At 66.8% G+C, this 15549-nt stretch carries 14 protein-coding genes and 1 pseudogene; 14 read left to right on the top strand and 1 reads right to left on the bottom strand.

Annotated features, from left to right (window positions below):
- Window positions 1-129: 129 nt before the first annotated feature.
- The 5 genes and pseudogenes from MVF96_RS22455 to MVF96_RS22435 all read left to right on the top strand — a co-directional run bounded on the left by MVF96_RS22455 (window position 130) and on the right by MVF96_RS22435 (window position 4247).
- Window positions 130-955, top strand: a pseudogene (locus MVF96_RS22455) (hypothetical protein).
- Between the two features lie 269 nt (window positions 956-1224).
- Window positions 1225-1518, top strand: a complete 294-nt coding sequence (locus MVF96_RS22450; RefSeq protein ID WP_004020389.1) for a metal-sensitive transcriptional regulator — start codon at window positions 1225-1227, stop codon at window positions 1516-1518.
- Between the two features lie 52 nt (window positions 1519-1570).
- Complete coding sequence (locus tag MVF96_RS22445; protein WP_010843166.1) at window positions 1571-1777, top strand: heavy-metal-associated domain-containing protein; 207 nt, start codon at window positions 1571-1573, stop codon at window positions 1775-1777.
- Window positions 1778-1779: 2 nt separating this feature from the next.
- The gene (locus MVF96_RS22440) at window positions 1780-1962 is read left to right on the top strand and encodes a hypothetical protein (protein ID WP_211540688.1); all 183 of its coding nucleotides are present in this window, start codon (window positions 1780-1782) and stop codon (window positions 1960-1962) included.
- On the top strand, window positions 1959-4247 hold the full coding sequence (locus MVF96_RS22435; protein ID WP_211540690.1) for a heavy metal translocating P-type ATPase: 2289 nt from the start codon (window positions 1959-1961) through the stop codon (window positions 4245-4247). The genes MVF96_RS22440 and MVF96_RS22435 overlap by 4 nt, the downstream gene beginning before the upstream one ends.
- Window positions 4248-4333: 86 nt before the next feature.
- On the opposite strand, the gene MVF96_RS22430 is transcribed toward MVF96_RS22435, so the two are convergent.
- Window positions 4334-5806 carry an FAD-binding protein gene (locus MVF96_RS22430; RefSeq protein WP_247450564.1) on the bottom strand — a complete coding sequence of 491 codons (1473 nt, stop codon included), beginning with the start codon at window positions 5804-5806 and terminating at the stop codon, window positions 4334-4336.
- 140 nt (window positions 5807-5946) lie between these two features.
- On the opposite strand from MVF96_RS22430, the gene MVF96_RS22425 reads away from it, so the two are divergent.
- The 9 genes from MVF96_RS22425 (at window position 5947) to MVF96_RS22385 (ending at window position 15451) form a co-directional block, all read left to right on the top strand.
- On the top strand, window positions 5947-7530 hold the full coding sequence (locus tag MVF96_RS22425) for a molybdopterin-dependent oxidoreductase (protein ID WP_247450562.1): 1584 nt from the start codon (window positions 5947-5949) through the stop codon (window positions 7528-7530).
- A gap of 352 nt (window positions 7531-7882) precedes the next feature.
- The gene (locus tag MVF96_RS22420) at window positions 7883-8971 is read left to right on the top strand and encodes a Re/Si-specific NAD(P)(+) transhydrogenase subunit alpha (RefSeq protein ID WP_247450560.1); all 1089 of its coding nucleotides are present in this window, start codon (window positions 7883-7885) and stop codon (window positions 8969-8971) included.
- On the top strand, window positions 8971-9276 hold the full coding sequence (locus tag MVF96_RS22415; protein WP_058253806.1) for an NAD(P) transhydrogenase subunit alpha part 2: 306 nt from the start codon (window positions 8971-8973) through the stop codon (window positions 9274-9276). The genes MVF96_RS22420 and MVF96_RS22415 overlap by 1 nt, the downstream gene beginning before the upstream one ends.
- 20 nt (window positions 9277-9296) lie before the next feature.
- Window positions 9297-10823 (top strand): NAD(P)(+) transhydrogenase (Re/Si-specific) subunit beta, encoded by a 1527-nt coding sequence (locus MVF96_RS22410; protein WP_247450558.1) that lies wholly within the window; start codon window positions 9297-9299, stop codon window positions 10821-10823.
- 119 nt (window positions 10824-10942) lie between these two features.
- The gene (locus MVF96_RS22405) at window positions 10943-11518 is read left to right on the top strand and encodes a CGNR zinc finger domain-containing protein (protein ID WP_247450557.1); all 576 of its coding nucleotides are present in this window, start codon (window positions 10943-10945) and stop codon (window positions 11516-11518) included.
- A gap of 315 nt (window positions 11519-11833) precedes the next feature.
- Window positions 11834-13219: an MFS transporter gene (locus MVF96_RS22400; RefSeq protein WP_247450555.1), complete on the top strand. Its 1386-nt coding sequence runs from the start codon at window positions 11834-11836 to the stop codon at window positions 13217-13219.
- A 32-nt stretch (window positions 13220-13251) separates the two neighbouring features.
- Complete coding sequence (locus tag MVF96_RS22395) at window positions 13252-13722, top strand: DinB family protein (RefSeq protein WP_247450553.1); 471 nt, start codon at window positions 13252-13254, stop codon at window positions 13720-13722.
- Between the two features lie 6 nt (window positions 13723-13728).
- Window positions 13729-14919: a MalY/PatB family protein gene (locus MVF96_RS22390; RefSeq protein WP_226511826.1), complete on the top strand. Its 1191-nt coding sequence runs from the start codon at window positions 13729-13731 to the stop codon at window positions 14917-14919.
- 97 nt (window positions 14920-15016) lie between these two features.
- The gene (locus MVF96_RS22385; protein WP_247450551.1) at window positions 15017-15451 is read left to right on the top strand and encodes a nitroreductase family deazaflavin-dependent oxidoreductase; all 435 of its coding nucleotides are present in this window, start codon (window positions 15017-15019) and stop codon (window positions 15449-15451) included.
- The last annotated feature ends 98 nt before the right edge of the window (window positions 15452-15549 follow it).

The following is a 15549-nucleotide window of genomic DNA, read 5'->3' as shown; positions in this document are numbered from 1 at the left end:
AAGCGCATGCCGGGGGGCTTGCCACCGGGCGGCAGGAAGCCGACGGGTACGAGAAGACGACCGTGCGCGCCACACGGGTGTGGTCGCGCGAAGATCTCGCGGCGATGCAAGGCATGAAGGGGAGTCCGTATGAACGGCGAAGGCTGTTGGTCGACGGTGGTGTGCCGGCCGACCGAACGCGCGGCGCTGGGGGTCGGGTGACTCCGATTGGTTGCTGCAATGCCGTCTGGCGATCGGCCATCGGGGCAATCACGCCACCGACGCGAGTACTCACCCACGGCACGACCGCCGGCTGTGGCTCGAATGGAACGACTTCGACGACCGCGCGCAGTCGCTCATCGAACGCAATCCGTGCCCGGTCCCGTCCCCAGAGGGCGCCGGATGCGTGTTCTTCGCCGGGCACGGCGGCCCGCACTTCTATGCGCGCAGCAACGGCCACGCACCGTCGGTGATGACCGGCGCGAGCGCTTCCAACCCGCAGACCGTCGCGCCTGATCACGCCGTCGACCCTTTGCGTCAGCCGCCGCAGATGGGTTCGTCACGGATGGGTTCGCACCGCCTGCCCGACTCGCACCCGGCTGCCCTGCCGACGCAACCCCCGGCGGCCGAGCCCGAACCGGGTGAGTACCGCGGCGGACGCCGGTCGACCAATGCCGAGCCGCTGGCCGCCGAGGACTACCACGGCCGACGCCACCGGACCGACGGCTACGACGTCGCCTACCCGCCGGCGCCGGACCCCGGCAGATCGTTCGACGGACAGGCAGGCAGCGGCCAGGCCGGCCCGTCCGTCCGTGTCCCGAATTCGGAGACGACGGGCATCGCGCCGCGGAACGTCCCGGCCGTGCCCGACCCCACCGCTCCGGGATTCGACGCGGCGCGTGTTGCCGCCATCGGGGACGCGCTCGACGAGGTCGCCGCCGCCCTGGCCAAACTGGCCGCAGCACTCCGCTCGTAGGGGCATCCGAAACACCACGACACCGCTGGTTCTCAAAACACCGCTTTCTGAGGAGCGCCCGGAGCTTGCGGAGGCGCGGCCAACCCACCGCTCCCTGAGCCTCAGGGGGCGAAGGGTGACGCTCGCAAGCTCGCTCCTCAGAGAGCAGAGGGTAACGCGCGCACGTTTCCTTTTCCGCCGGCGTATACGGTAGGGGGGTACCGTTTCGCGTTCGGCGGTGGTATACCTGGTCGGGCATACCCTTGAGGGGTATCCGGACGGGAGAGATCATGGACGAGCACCAGCACGGCTACATCGGCCGGAAGGACGACTATCTGCGCCGACTCAAGCGCATCGAAGGTCAGGCGCGCGGTTTGCAACGGATGGTGGAGGAAGACACCTACTGCATCGACATCCTGACGCAGGTGTCTGCGATGACCAAGGCGCTGCAAGCGGTCAGCCTCGGCCTCCTCGAAGAGCACATGGCGCACTGCGTCGTGCATGCCGCGCAGGAGAGCGACGAGGCCGGCAAGGCCAAGGTCGACGAGGCCATGGCCGCGATCACCCGCCTGGTCAAGTCCTGACCGTCCTTCCTGATCCAACCCCGTTGACTTCGACGATCCGAGGAGTATCCGCATGAGCACCACCAGCACCTACACCGTCACCGGCATGACCTGCGGCCACTGTGCCGCGTCCGTTCGCGAGGAGATCGAGGCGCTGCCGGGCGTGACCAGTGTCGAGGTCACCGTCGACGACGGCTCGGTGCGGGTCGCGGCCGACCGTGAACTCGGTCGAGACGAGGTCGCGGCCGCCGTCACCGAAGCCGGCTACGCACTGGTCTGACCATGAGATGCGTTGCCACCGGGCCCCTCGCCTACGTCGTCGCGCTGATCGCGGTCTTCGTGATCGCGTTCGGCGTCGGGCGTGCGTGGGGCCCCGACGTGGAGCCGGTGACTCACGACGCACCGTCACACGGCGTCGTCACCGGCGAACCGACATCCGACCCGCATGAAGGTGGTCACCCATGACCGCGAGCACCGGACAACTGGTCGACCTCGACATCTCCGGCATGACCTGCGCGTCCTGCGCCAACCGTATCGAGCGCAAGCTCAACAAGATCGACGGTGTGACCGCGTCGGTGAACTACGCGACCGAACGTGCCCACGTCGAGGTACCTGCGGGTCTGGCGCCCGGCGACCTCGTCGAGGTGGTCCGCGCGGCCGGCTACGACGCGTCGCCGATCCTGACCGATTCGTCGGCGTACGCTCCGGAACACCCGGGAGCGGGGTCCGGCGATCCCGAATTGGACGGTCTCCGGCAGCGCCTGATCGTCTCCGCGATCCTCTCGGTGCCGGTGATCGCGCTCGCGATGATCCCGGCGCTGCAGTTCACGTACTGGCAGTGGTTGTCCCTGACGCTCGCCGCGCCGGTCGTCGTGTGGGGGGCCTACCCGTTCCACCGCGCAGCGTGGATCAACCTGCGCCACGGCGCCACGACGATGGACACCCTCGTGTCCGTCGGCACCCTCGCGGCGTTCGGATGGTCGCTGTACGCGCTGTTCCTCGGCACCGCGGGCACGCCCGGGCTCACCCACGGATTCGACCTGCTGCCCCAGCGGACCGACGGATCGTCGCACATCTACCTCGAGGCCGCGGCCGGAGTCACGACCTTCCTGCTGGCCGGCCGCTATTTCGAGAAGCGCGCCAAGCGGCGGGCCGGTGACGCACTCGCCGCGCTGATGGACCTCGGGGCCAAGGACGTCGTCGTCCGACGGTCCGACGGCGCCGAGTCCCGAATCCCCATCGCGCAGCTGGCGGTCGGCGACGAGTTCGTGGTCCGGCCCGGTGAGAAGATCGCCACCGACGGAGTCGTCGTCGACGGTGCGTCGGCGGTCGACGCGTCGATGGTCTCCGGTGAGTCGGTGCCGGTCGAGGTCACCTCCGGCGACTCGGTGGTCGGCGCGACCGTCAACACCAGCGGTCTGCTCGTCGTGCGTGCGACCGCTGTCGGTTCCGACACCGCGCTCGCCCAGATGGCCCGCATGGTGACGGCGGCGCAAGAGGGCAAGGCCGACGTCCAGCGACTGGCCGACCGGATCTCGTCGGTGTTCGTCCCGATCGTGATCGCGATCTCGCTTGCGACCCTGGGCTTCTGGCTCGGCGTGGCGTCCACGACCGACTTCGCCGGTGGCGATGTGACCTTCGCGTTCACCGCCGCCGTCGCGGTCCTCATCATCGCGTGCCCGTGCGCGCTCGGACTCGCCACTCCGACGGCCCTGATGGTCGGTACCGGGCGAGGGGCACAGCTGGGCATCCTGCTGAAGGGCCCGGAGGTGTTGGAATCGACGCGACGCGTCGACACGATCGTGCTGGACAAGACCGGCACCGTGACGACGGGTGAGATGTCGCTGTCCGGGATCACCGTGGCCGACGGCTATGCGCGCGAACAGGTCCTGGGCTGGGCGGCATCGGTGGAGTCGGGATCGGAACACCCGATCGCGGCGGCCATCGTCGACGCGGGACGCGGCCACATCGACTCCCGCGTCCGTGATTTCGTGTCCACGCAGGGCGCCGGTGTCGCCGGGATCGTCGGCGACCGGTTCGTGACAGTGGTGTCGCCGAACACGATCGACGCGCCCCTGCCACCGCCGCTCGACGATGCGGTGGTCGTCGCGGAATCCGACGGCGCAACCGCGGTCGTCGTCCTGATCGCCGAGGATTCCTCCGAAGAGCCTGCCCGACAACCTGTTCCCGTCGCGGTTCTCGTGGTGGCGGACCAGGTCAAACCCTCGTCGGCCGCGGCGATCTCCGAGTTCCGGCGACTGGGTCTGACTCCGATGCTGCTGACCGGCGACAACGAGGGCGCCGCCCGGGCCGTGGCCTCGAGTGTCGGGATCGACGACGTCACCGCCGGGGTCAGTCCGAAGCGGAAGCTCGAGGTGATCGCCGAACTGCAGGAGCAGGGCCACGTGGTGGCGATGGTCGGGGACGGGATCAACGACGCCGCGGCGCTTGCGCAGGCGGATCTCGGCCTCGCGATGGGTACCGGCACCGACGTCGCGATGGCCGCCAGCGATCTGACGATCGTGAGCGGTGACCTGCGCGCGGTGGCCGATGCCATTGCTCTGGCGCGTCGAACCCTCGGCACCATCAAGGGAAACCTGTTCTGGGCCTTCGGGTACAACGTCGCGGCCATTCCTCTCGCCGCCGCCGGGATGCTGAATCCCATGATCGCCGGCGCGGCCATGGCGCTCTCGTCGGTGTTCGTCGTCGGCAACAGCCTGCGACTCCGCGGGTTCACGCCGCGGCGCTGATAGGAAACCGCCCTCGCCGGCTACGCCGACGACTCTTCGTCGTCTATGGTTCGCCGGCGGGCGGTTTTCGATCGGGTGCCCGACCGTCAGGCGCTGGTGGCGACCCGTGCCGCCGCGTGCCGCCCCGCGCGCCGGCCGAAGTAGGAGCCCTCGCCCAATTGCGTTCCGCTGCAGTATCCCTTGCAGTCCTGCGCGATGTTGGTGGCACTGGCCCCGGCGGCGTAGAGCCCGCGGATGACGGTGCCCGACTCGTCGAGCACCTCACCGTCGAGTGACGTCGCCATACCGCCCATGGTGAACCCGGCGTACATGGCCTTGCCGAGCGACAGGTCGTATGCCGCCCACGGTCCGGTGTCCTGGGGCTCGAGGAACTCGGGTGCCTTGTGGAAGTCGGGGTCTTCCTTCTTCGCTGCGTTCTCGTTGTAGCGGGCCATGGTCGCCTGCAGCTTGCCGTCGGGGATGCCGAGGTCCCGCTCCATCTCCTCGATGGTCTCCCAGCCGTCGATCAACGGGACCAGGTAGTTCTGCTTCTCGTTCATGTGCGACTCGTTGACGATGAGGTAAGCCACCGAATCAGGTTGCTCGAGAACGAATCCCGATGTCCGCGCATGGTAGGAGTCCTCGGTGACGAACCGCTCGCCGAATTTGTTCACGATGACGCCCATGACCATGCTGGCGGGCGGGTAGATCGGCGCGGTGATGAACGCCTTGTCCATGTATTTCAGTGCGGCGCCGACCGATCGGCCCATGCGCAGGCCGAGGCCGTCGTCGTAGGTGTTGCCGAGCACGAACGGCTTCTCGGCGAGATGCGGGGTGTGTTCGGCGACCATGTCGGGGTTCATCACGAAACCGCCGGCGGCGATGATCACCGAGTCCGCGCGGATGACGCCCTCGGCGTCGGGCGTCTTCCACGTCACGCCGACGACCGCACCCTGCTCGTCGACGACCAACTGGCGGGCGCCGGTCTCATACCGGACCTCGGCACCCAGCTCATCGAGGCGGGTGACGAGCAGATCGATGACCAGCTTCGCGCCCCCGGTCTCCCCGGGGACCGGGACCTTGTGGCCGCGCGGTGCGGGGACGGCCTGGTTCTTGAACGGCCAGACCTTCTCGTTGCCGGTGAACATCAGTCCCTCGGTGCCGGGCTGGATCACGGCCTTCTCCGGATAGAAGCTGCGCTCGAAGGTGAAGCCGAGCCCTTCGAGCCAGTTGAAGTGATCGACGCTGTCGACGCAGTAGGCGTGGATCTTGTCGGCCTCGGGTTCGATCGACACGGCGGTGAGGTACTTCTCCATCTCTTCGACGGAGTCGTCCTGGCCCGTGGCCTGCTGTACTGCGGTCCCGCCGCCGAGGTAGAAGAACCCACCGGAGAGCGAGGTGGTGCCGCCGGGCGCGGCGGCGCGCTCGAGCAACAGCACACGCGCGCCGTTGGCAGCGGCCTCGGCGGCGGCGCATCCGCCGGCGATGCCGAATCCGATCACGACGACGTCGACCTCGTCGGAGAACTCGCTCACCGAATCGACTGCGACGGTCTCGGGGATCTCGGTGCTGGTAGCCATGCCGCTCAGATTAGCGGACAAACTAGAACCTGTTCTAGTCTTGGTAACGATTCGTCGACGGGGTGCCGTCGGTGGTCACCGGCCGGTCTCGGACCATCAGACGCACGGCATATTCACAGGGTTCTCCGGTACCAAGGGATATGGCCTCCATCACGACGCGTCACGCATCCTCGCCGGCTCCTGCGCTGGCGGGCGTGGTAGCCGTCGGCGCGGCTCTCGCCGCGGGCGAACTGGCCGCCGTCCCGATCTCGCCCGACTCCTCCCCGTACTTCGCGGTCGGATCGTCGGTCGTCGACCATTCGCCCGAGGCCGTACGCAAGTGGGCCATCGAGACGTTCGGCGTCAACGACAAGCTCGCACTGTTCATCGGGATGGGCATCATCATCGCGGTACTCGCGGCGGCATGCGGATACCTCGAACGACGACGACCTCCGCTCGGCTCGGTGATCATCGGAGCCTTCGGGGTGGTCGGGATGCTGGCCGCACTCAACCGTCCCGATGCCGGTTGGACGCACGCACTGCCGTCGATCATCGCCGGCGTCGTCGGGATCGTCGTGCTGCGTGTCCTCATCGCGCAGCTACGTCCCAAGGGGGCGGAGTCCCCCGAGGCGGATCCCGACGCCGCGGGCGACGAGCCCACATCGGCTGTGCGGTCGGGTTTCTCGCGCCGCTTCGTGCTCACCGCCGGCGGTGTCGCGGCCGCCGCGGTGGTCGTCGGTGTCGTGGCCCGGCGAGTGCTCGCCGACACTGCGGGCGTCGTCGCCGACCGCGCCCGAGTGCTGTTGCCGCGTGCGGCGAGCCAGGCGCCGCCGATCCCGGCCGGTGCGCAGCTCGAGCTCTCGGGTGCAACCCCGTTCATGACCAGCAACGCCGACTTCTACCGCATCGACACCGCGTTGCAGGTTCCGACGCTCACGACCGACGAGTGGCGACTGCGGATTCACGGGGACGTCGACCGCGAGGTGACCCTGTCCTGGGACGACCTGCTCGCCATGCCGATGACCGAGCGGATCGTGACGCTCGCCTGCGTGTCGAACGAGGTCGGTGGCGACCTCGTCGGCAACGCCAAGTGGCTGGGGGTGCCGATGCGCGAGGTCCTCGATCTCGCCGGGGTGAGACCCGGGTCGGACATGTTGCTGTCCACGAGTGTGGACGGATGGACTTGCGGCACACCGATTTCGGCGGTGACCGATGGGCGCGACGCGCTTCTCGCCGTCGGGATGAACGGCTCGCCGCTTCCCCTCGAGCACGGATACCCGGTCCGGCAGGTGGTGCCGGGACTGTACGGGTACGTCTCGGCGACCAAATGGGTCATCGACTGGGAGATCACGCGGTTCTCCGAGGCCAAGGCCTACTGGACGACCCGCGGGTGGTCGGCGCTCGGCCCGATCAAGATGGCGTCGCGCTTCGACCGTCCGGCCGATGGCACCGAGCATCCGGCCGGGGAGGTCGTCGTGGCCGGCACCGCGTGGGCCCAGCACACGGGCGTCGAGCGCGTCGAGGTGCGCGTCGACCAGGGGCCATGGCAACCCGCGGAGCTGACGACGGAGTACAGCATCGACACGTGGCGGCAGTGGCGGTTCGCCTGGCAGGCGACCAAAGGCAACCACACCCTCGAGTGCCGGGCGATCGACAAGCAGGGCAAGCCGCAGATCGAGCGCTATCAGGCACCGGCACCCGACGGCGCGAGCGGACTCGACGACCGCACCTACACCATCGTCTAGGGCGACGCGGAGGCCAAGCCCGGAAAGACTCGGGAGGCCAGCGGGACGACATCTGTACAGACACCTGTCCAGAAACAGCGAAAACCGCAGCGTCAAGGGTTGAGTGAGGTATCTGACTCACCTGAGCTGTCGCTGAGAGCGCATGTTATGTTCATCGCACCTTTATGTGAGCCGGGTGACAGCCATCCTGTCCCATCCGAGCACCTCGTGACCTGCGTCAGGTCGTCCGCTGCGCCCACACATGGCGGAGCTGCACGATCTGGAAGCGGGTCACCTCGTTGACAAGACGCGCCGAGTCCTGGCGCCGAACCGCGGCGCTGCTCGATGGCGCCGGACCAGACAGGTGAGATAGATGACAGTGGGTGTCGTGCGCGAGACGGCCGAGGGGGAGCGCCGGGTGGCGCTGGTCCCGAAGGTCGTCGCCGCGCTGGTGGGCAAGGGTGTGCCCGTCGTGGTGGAGTCGGGGGCCGGTCTCGGCGCTCTGATCCCCGACGAGGCGTACACCGAGGCCGGTGCGACGATCGGCGATCCATATGGGTCCGATGTGGTCCTGAGGGTGTCGCCGCCGTCGGATTCGGAGATCGCGAAGCTGCGGAGCGGGCAGAAGCTGATCGGCTTTCTCGCGCCGCGCAACGCCGACAATCAGATCGCCACATTGCGGGAAGCGGGCGTGGAGGCGTACGCGGTGGAAGCCATTCCGCGTATCTCGCGCGCCCAGGTGATGGACGCGCTGAGTTCGCAGGCGAATGTCGCAGGTTACAAGTCGGTCGTGGTGGCCGCGGATGTGTCGACGCGGTTCTTCCCGATGCTGACCACGGCGGCCGGCACGGTGAAGCCGGCGACGGTGCTGGTCCTGGGTGTCGGTGTGGCCGGGCTGCAGGCCTTGGCCACGGCCAAGCGTCTGGGTGCGCGGACCACCGGTTACGACGTGCGTCCCGAGGTCGCCGAGCAGGTCCGTTCGGTCGGCGCGCAGTGGCTCGATCTGGGCATCGACGCCGCCGGTGAGGGCGGGTACGCCCGTGAGCTCACCGACGACGAGCGCGCGCAGCAGCAGCAGGCTCTCGAAGACGCGATCAAGGGTTTCGACGTGGTGATCACCACTGCGCTGGTGCCGGGTCGTCCGGCTCCGCGTCTGGTGACCGCGGCCGCGGTCGAGGGTATGAAGCCGGGCAGTGTGGTCGTCGACCTCGCCGGTGAGACCGGCGGTAACTGCGAGCTGACCGAGCCGGGTCAGACCGTCGTCAAACATGACGTCACCATCGCCGCTCCGCTGAACCTGCCGGCGACGATGCCCGAGCACGCCAGCGAGCTGTACTCGAAGAACCTGCTGGCCCTGATCGAGCTGATGCTCGACGACAACGGCTCCATCACACCGGATTTCGACGACGAGGTCGTCGCGGCGGCGTGTGTCACCCGTACCGAGCAGGAGGTGTCTGCCTGATGTATGCCGGTCTTCTCGCGAATCTCGCGATCCTGGTGCTCGCCGGGTTCGTCGGTTTCGCCGTCATCTCCAAGGTCCCCAACACCCTGCACACCCCGTTGATGTCGGGCACCAACGCCATTCACGGCATCGTCGTGCTCGGTGCACTGGTCGTGCTGGGCAAGTTGCCCGCCGACGCCGGGTGGGGTGTGCGCATCATCGCGTTCGTCGCGCTGGTGTTCGGCACGCTCAACGTCATCGGTGGCTTCGCGGTCACCGACCGGATGCTGGGCATGTTCAAGGGTAAGAAAGAGGTGGCCAAGTGAACGGCTCCCCAGAGACTTCTGTGTCACAGCTGGTACTCGCGGCGGGTGCGCATACCCCGAGTGAGGGCGTCGGCTACCTGGTGACCGCGCTCTACATCGTGTCGTTCTCCCTGTTCATCTACGGCCTGATGGGTCTGACCGGGCCGAAGACCGCGGTGCGTGGCAACTGGATCGCCGCCGTGGGTATGGGTCTGGCGGTCGCCGCCACCCTGCTCTACGTGTGGAACGAGGGGGCGGTCGGTTCCGACGGTCACTCCACCGAGGGCGTGCCCACGATCAACTGGGTGCTCATCGCCGTTGGTCTGATTCTCGGTGTGGCGCTGGGTATCCCGCCCGCACTCAAGACCAAGATGACGGCCATGCCGCAGCTGGTGGCGCTGTTCAACGGCGTCGGCGGCGGTACCGTCGCGCTCATCGCGTGGGCCGAGTTCATCGAGACCTCCGGGTTCTCGTCGTTCCACAACGTCGAACCGGCCTCGCCGCTGGTGATTGGTTCGCTGATCGCCGCGATCATCGGGTCGGTCTCGTTCTGGGGATCGCTGGTGGCCTTCGCCAAGTTGCAGGAGATCATGCCCAAGGGGTTGGAGAAGACCTTCGTCTCCAACGCGAAGCTGTTTCAGGCCGCCAACATCGTGTTGCTGATCGTGGCGCTCGGGCTGGCGATCTACCTCGGTGTCGACGCCTCCAACGGTGGCGGCGCGAGTGTCTGGTGGATGGTCGGGGTCCTGGTCGCCGCGGGCGTGATGGGTCTGTTCGTGGTGTTCCCCATCGGTGGTGCGGACATGCCGGTGGTCATCTCGCTGCTCAATGCGATGACCGGTCTGTCGGCTGCGGCCGCGGGTATCGCGCTGGACAACACGGCGTTGATCGTGGCCGGCATGATCGTCGGCGCGTCGGGTTCGATCCTGACCAACCTCATGGCCAAGGCCATGAACCGGTCGATCCCCGCGATCGTGTTCGGTTCGTTCGGTGGCGGCGATGCCGCTGCCGCGGGCGGTCCGGGTGCGGCCGGCGGCACGGTCAAGGCGACCTCGGCTGCCGACGCCGCGATCCAGATGGCGTATGCCAACCAGGTCATCGTCGTCCCGGGTTACGGTCTGGCCGTGGCGCAGGCCCAGCACGCGGTCAAGGAGATGGCGAAGCTGTTGGAGGCCAAGGGTGTCGAGGTCAAGTACGCGATCCACCCGGTCGCCGGCCGCATGCCCGGTCACATGAACGTGCTGCTCGCCGAGGCCGATGTCGAGTACGACTCGATGAAGGAGATGGACGACATCAACGGCGAGTTCAGCCGGACCGACGTCGCCATCGTCATCGGCGCCAACGACGTCACCAACCCCGCGGCGCGCAATGATCCGAGCAGCCCGATCCATGGGATGCCGATCCTCAACGTCGACGAGGCGCGATCGACCATCGTGCTCAAGCGGTCGATGAGTTCGGGTTACGCCGGCATCGAGAACCCGCTGTTCTTCGCCGACGGCACCAGCATGCTCTTCGGCGACGCCAAGAAGAGCGTCGACAGCGTCATCGAGGAACTCAAGGCGCTCTAGCGTTTTCACGTTTCTCCCGAGGCCCCGGCAACCGTTCTGGTTGCGGGGCCTCGGCTGTTTCTCGGCGGGAAACATCTCGATACGTTGAATCGAGCGCCGTCACCTGTCAAGATGGTTATGTGTCGGGTTTTGTGTTCGTCAGCGGGCGGTCGAGCCTCGATTTCGCGGGTACGATGCTGTGGCGTCGAACCATACGTACCGAACTCCTCGGCGACTCCGGTGACCTGTCCCGGTGGTTCTCCGAAGCGGGACTCTTCGACCTGGTGGACGATCCGGACACCGTGGACATCGAGTACGCCCGACGGGTTCGTGAGGCGATCTACGACGTGGTGGTCGGTTGCCTCGGCTCCGGCGACGACACGTCCGTCGGCAGGATGAACTTCGATCCCGAGTCCGCTGCCGTGCTCAATTCTGCTGCCGCCACGCCTCTGCCCACTGTCACGCTGGACATCGACGGAATGGCGAAAGTGACAGGGACGACTCGTAATGGATTGAGTCTGCTCGCGCGGGACGCCATCGAGTTGCTCGCGTCCGCCGACCTCGCCAAGATGCGCGAGTGCTCGAACCCTGACTGCACCCGGTTGTTCGTGGACGTGTCGCGCGGCGGCTCACGGCGGTGGTGTGGCATGGCCGAATGCGGCAATCGCAAGAAGGCGGCGGATTATCGACGCCGCCACAAGGAACTCTCCACCTGAATCCTCTCCGCGAGGAAGTTCTCCCGTTACTCGGTCGATCATCGCCGGTGCCGGGTCCTCACGATTCTGCGCCCCGGACGGTCGTCGGGCGCGGGTGGCCGCGCAGCCGTGTTACGGCGTCATGACGGCTCTGAAACGACGGAAATACCTGGTAGTGCCGCGTATCCGAATTTGAGTAACCTCCTTGACAGGTGACGAATCGAAGGTACACACTCGGTGCAATCCGTAACCGGTTAAGCCGGTGACGGAGTCCCGGGAAGTCATCTACGGTGCGCCGCTGCGCCGTCTCCTTCTGTCGAGAGAGATCGAACTCCATTGACGAAACCACCACTCGCGGCCTCGACGACCGCGCCCACGACCCTCACCCCAGCCGAAGTCGCCGGTCGCCTGGAGCGACTGCCCTGGTCGCCCGTGCAGCGAAACCTGTTCCTGGTCATCGCAACTGCGTGGTTCTTCGATTCCATCGACCTGGGGGCGATGACCTTCTTGCTCTCACCCATCAGCGACCACTTCGATCTCAGCCCGGCGCAGACCGGCGTACTGGGGAGTGCGAGTTTCGCCGGGATGTTCTTCGGTGCCATCGGTGCAGGAGCGCTGGCCGACCGGTTCGGTCGCCTGCGTGTCTTCAAGTACAGCATCGTGATCTGGGGGCTCGCCAGCGTCGGCCTCTCGTTCGCTTGGTCGTACGAATCGATGCTGGCCTTCCGGTTCGTGCTGGGAATCGGTATGGGGGCTGAATTCCCGGTCGCTGCAGCAATTCTCGCCGAATTCATGCCGTCGTCGAAACGTGGCCGGTATGCGACCCTGCTGGAGGGAGCGTGGCCGCTCGGATTCATCTCTGCCGGCACGCTCTCCTATCTCCTGGTCGCCTCGCAATTCGGCTGGCGGGGCTTCTTTCTCATGCAGGCCGGGCTCGCCGTGATCGCGTTGATCGTCCGCAGGAACTTGCCTGAGTCACCGCGGTGGCAGATCGCCAGGGGCCATGAGGCGGACGCCGAACGAACGCTCAGCGCCTTCGAGCAGCGGGTGCGGGAGGCCACCGCCGAACCACTTCCCGACTACAGGCCGATTTCGGACGCCGGACCCGGCACGGCGGGTGGCGGGTTGCGAGCGCTTCTCGACGTCCGCAACAGAGCACGCACCTTGACCGTGTGGGCGGTGTGGTTCTGCCTGATGACCGGCTACTACGGGTTGACCACGTGGATCGGTAAGCTCCTCACCGACAGCGGTCTGGATGTCGCGAAGAGCATCGGATTCGTTTTGGCCATGGCGCTCTGGGGGATTCCCGGGTTCCTGTCCGCCGCCTATCTCATCGAGCGTCTCGGGCGTCGATACTGCCTGGCGGGATACACCGTAGGTTCCGGAATCGCCGCCTTCTTCTACGGCCAGAGCTCGGAAACCGTCGAGCTCATCGTCGCCGGATCCTTCTTGCAGTTCTTCTTCTTCGGAATGTTCTCTTCCATCTTCGCCTACACCCCGGAACTGTTCGCGACCCATAGCCGCGGCACCGGCGTCGGATCTGCCACTGCCATGGGTCGTCTCGGCTCCGTGTTCGGTCCGCTCGCCGTCCCGGCACTGCTCGGCTTCGGCGGAACCGGACTCGTATTCACGACCAGCGCCGTGCTTTTCGCCATTGGCGCGGGTGTCGTCCTGACCCTTCTGCCCGAGACGAAGAACGCCGTACTCGAGCAGATCGACTGATCCTCACCACACGAATCACAGAAAGTCATCAGATGAACACCGAGGAATACCTGTACTTCGTGCATCGCGCCTTCGCGGGGATGCTCGACGCGCTCGGCGAGATCGGCGACGACCAGGCCAATCAGGCACCGCCCCTCGCCGGGGCGAACCCGCCGTGGGCCATCGCATTCCACTGCACCGAGGTCGCCGAGTACTGGATCGGGCACCTCATCGCCGGCCGACCCAGTGATCGCAACCGAACGGCCGAGTTCACGGCAAGCGGATCGATCGACGACCTCCGACAGCGGATCGCCGCACTGGAGGGCCGACTGGACGGCGACCTCGCAGGCTTCGATCCTGATGCGCCGCTGCGGAACACCCCGCCGGGCGACTACGAGGGTCCGGCTCGTCCACTGTCGCCGAGCGGTGTGCTGCTGCACGTGCTGGAGGAACTCGCTCAGCATCACGGGCAGATCGAACTATCTCGCGACGCGCTGACGGCCCTGGCCGCAGGACGGCGGTGATCGGCCATGCCCATGAGCAGCCGGACTCGTTCGGCGCATCCAGGTTTCGATGACCTCGAAGTCACTCGACTCAGCCGGCGGCCGGGCGTCAAATGGTCTCGTGCGCGCGCCGACGGGACTATTCCGGCATGGGTCGCCGACATGGACTTTCCCATCGCACCGCCGATTCGCGACGCGCTCGTCGAGTCGATCGAGAAGGGGGATCTCGGATACCCCGACTGGTTGGGTGGGACACCACTCCGTAATGCGTTCGCCCGGCGAATGGCCGACCGATACGGATGGGTCGTCGACCCCGCGCGGGTGCGCGAGCAGACCGACCTCATCCAGGCATTGCAGTTGCTCCTCAGGCTGAGTACCGGTCCGGGCGACGCGGTGGCGATCCAGACTCCGAACTATCCTCCCTTCCTCGCGACGCTGGCGAGGATGGGACTGCAGACTGTCGACGTGCCTTTTCGCCGAACGTCGTCGGGATGGTGTCTGGACTTCGACGAGTTCGAGCGGGCGCTCGAGCGTCGACGGCCGAAGGTGCTCGTTCTCGTGAATCCGCACAACCCCACCGGTCGGGCGCACTCCCGGGCGGAACTGACCCGAATCGCGGAACTGGCGGAGAGGTTCGACCTCCTGGTCATCAGTGACGAGATCCACGCAGACCTCGTGTATCACCCGCACGGCCACATTCCCTTCGGATCGCTCGGCGATGAGGTGGCGGCACGAACGGTGACAATCACCTCGGCGGGCAAGGCATTCAATCTGGCCGGGTTGCGCTGCGCAGTCGTCCACTACGGGTCGTCGAAGCTCTTAGGCCGCCGCGATGCGGAGCCGCCGGATCTCTACGGGACGGTGTCGGTGCCGGGGGTGGTCGGGCATGTCGCGGCGTGGGAGAAGGCATCGGACTGGCACTCCGACCTCATCCGTGTGCTGGATCGTAACCGGAGGCGGGTGCACGAATTTCTTGTCGGCGAAGTTCCCGAGGCCGTGCATCACCTTCCCGATGCCACATACCTGAGCTGGGTGGACGTTTCGGCGTATGGGCTCGACGATCCGGTGGACACGATCCGTCGCCGCGGTCGCGTTCTCGTCGACGGCGGCCGCGGATTCGGTGAATCGAGTGCGGCGTATGTGCGGATTAACTTCGCCACCTCGGAGTCGATTCTCGAACAGATCCTGGAAGGAGTAGCTGCCGGACTCATCCGGTGACTCTCGTCGAGATGAGGACCGGTCAGGAATCGAGAAGCGGCCGGCTGCGCCATCACCGTACTGTCGGTGCATCGCCTGATCTCAACGGAGGGAAAACATGTCTCTGTCACTTCGGTCCCTGTCGCTCTGGTACCAGCGAAGGACCAACGAGCGCACCGTCGCCCGCATCCGCAAGAAGTCCGGATCGATGTGGGGGATGGAGATGCTCATCCTGCGCACGACCGGTCGACGCTCAGGTCTCGCGCGCGAGACACCACTCAGCTGGTTCCCCGACGGCGACGACTGGCTGGTCGTCGCATCGGGCGGCGGCAAGCGGAATCCGGACTGGTTCGCCAACCTGACCGCCCATCCCGATGGCGTGTCGGTCGAGCGACACGGGGAGGCCCCGGTGCCGGTGACGCCGGTCGTCCTCGGCGCGGACGAACGCAGCACGGCGTGGAAGCGGGTTGTCGAGGCGCAACCCCGATACGCCAAGTACCAGAAGAAGTCCTCGCGCGAGTATCCGCTCGTGAGGCTCGTCGCGCGTTCGTGATCGGTGGTCCGAAACGGGGCGGTAGGAGCTGGGCGGACCGGCAGGCGGCGCGGTCAACGGGCAACTCAAGAGTGTTCCGCGGAACACTCGTGACCTCG

The sequence above is a fragment of the Gordonia hongkongensis genome (assembly GCF_023078355.1).
Lineage (GTDB): Bacteria > Actinomycetota > Actinomycetes > Mycobacteriales > Mycobacteriaceae > Gordonia > Gordonia hongkongensis.
The sequence above is the reverse complement of the archived record's forward strand: the minus strand, read 5'-3'. Positions and strand labels throughout refer to the sequence as shown.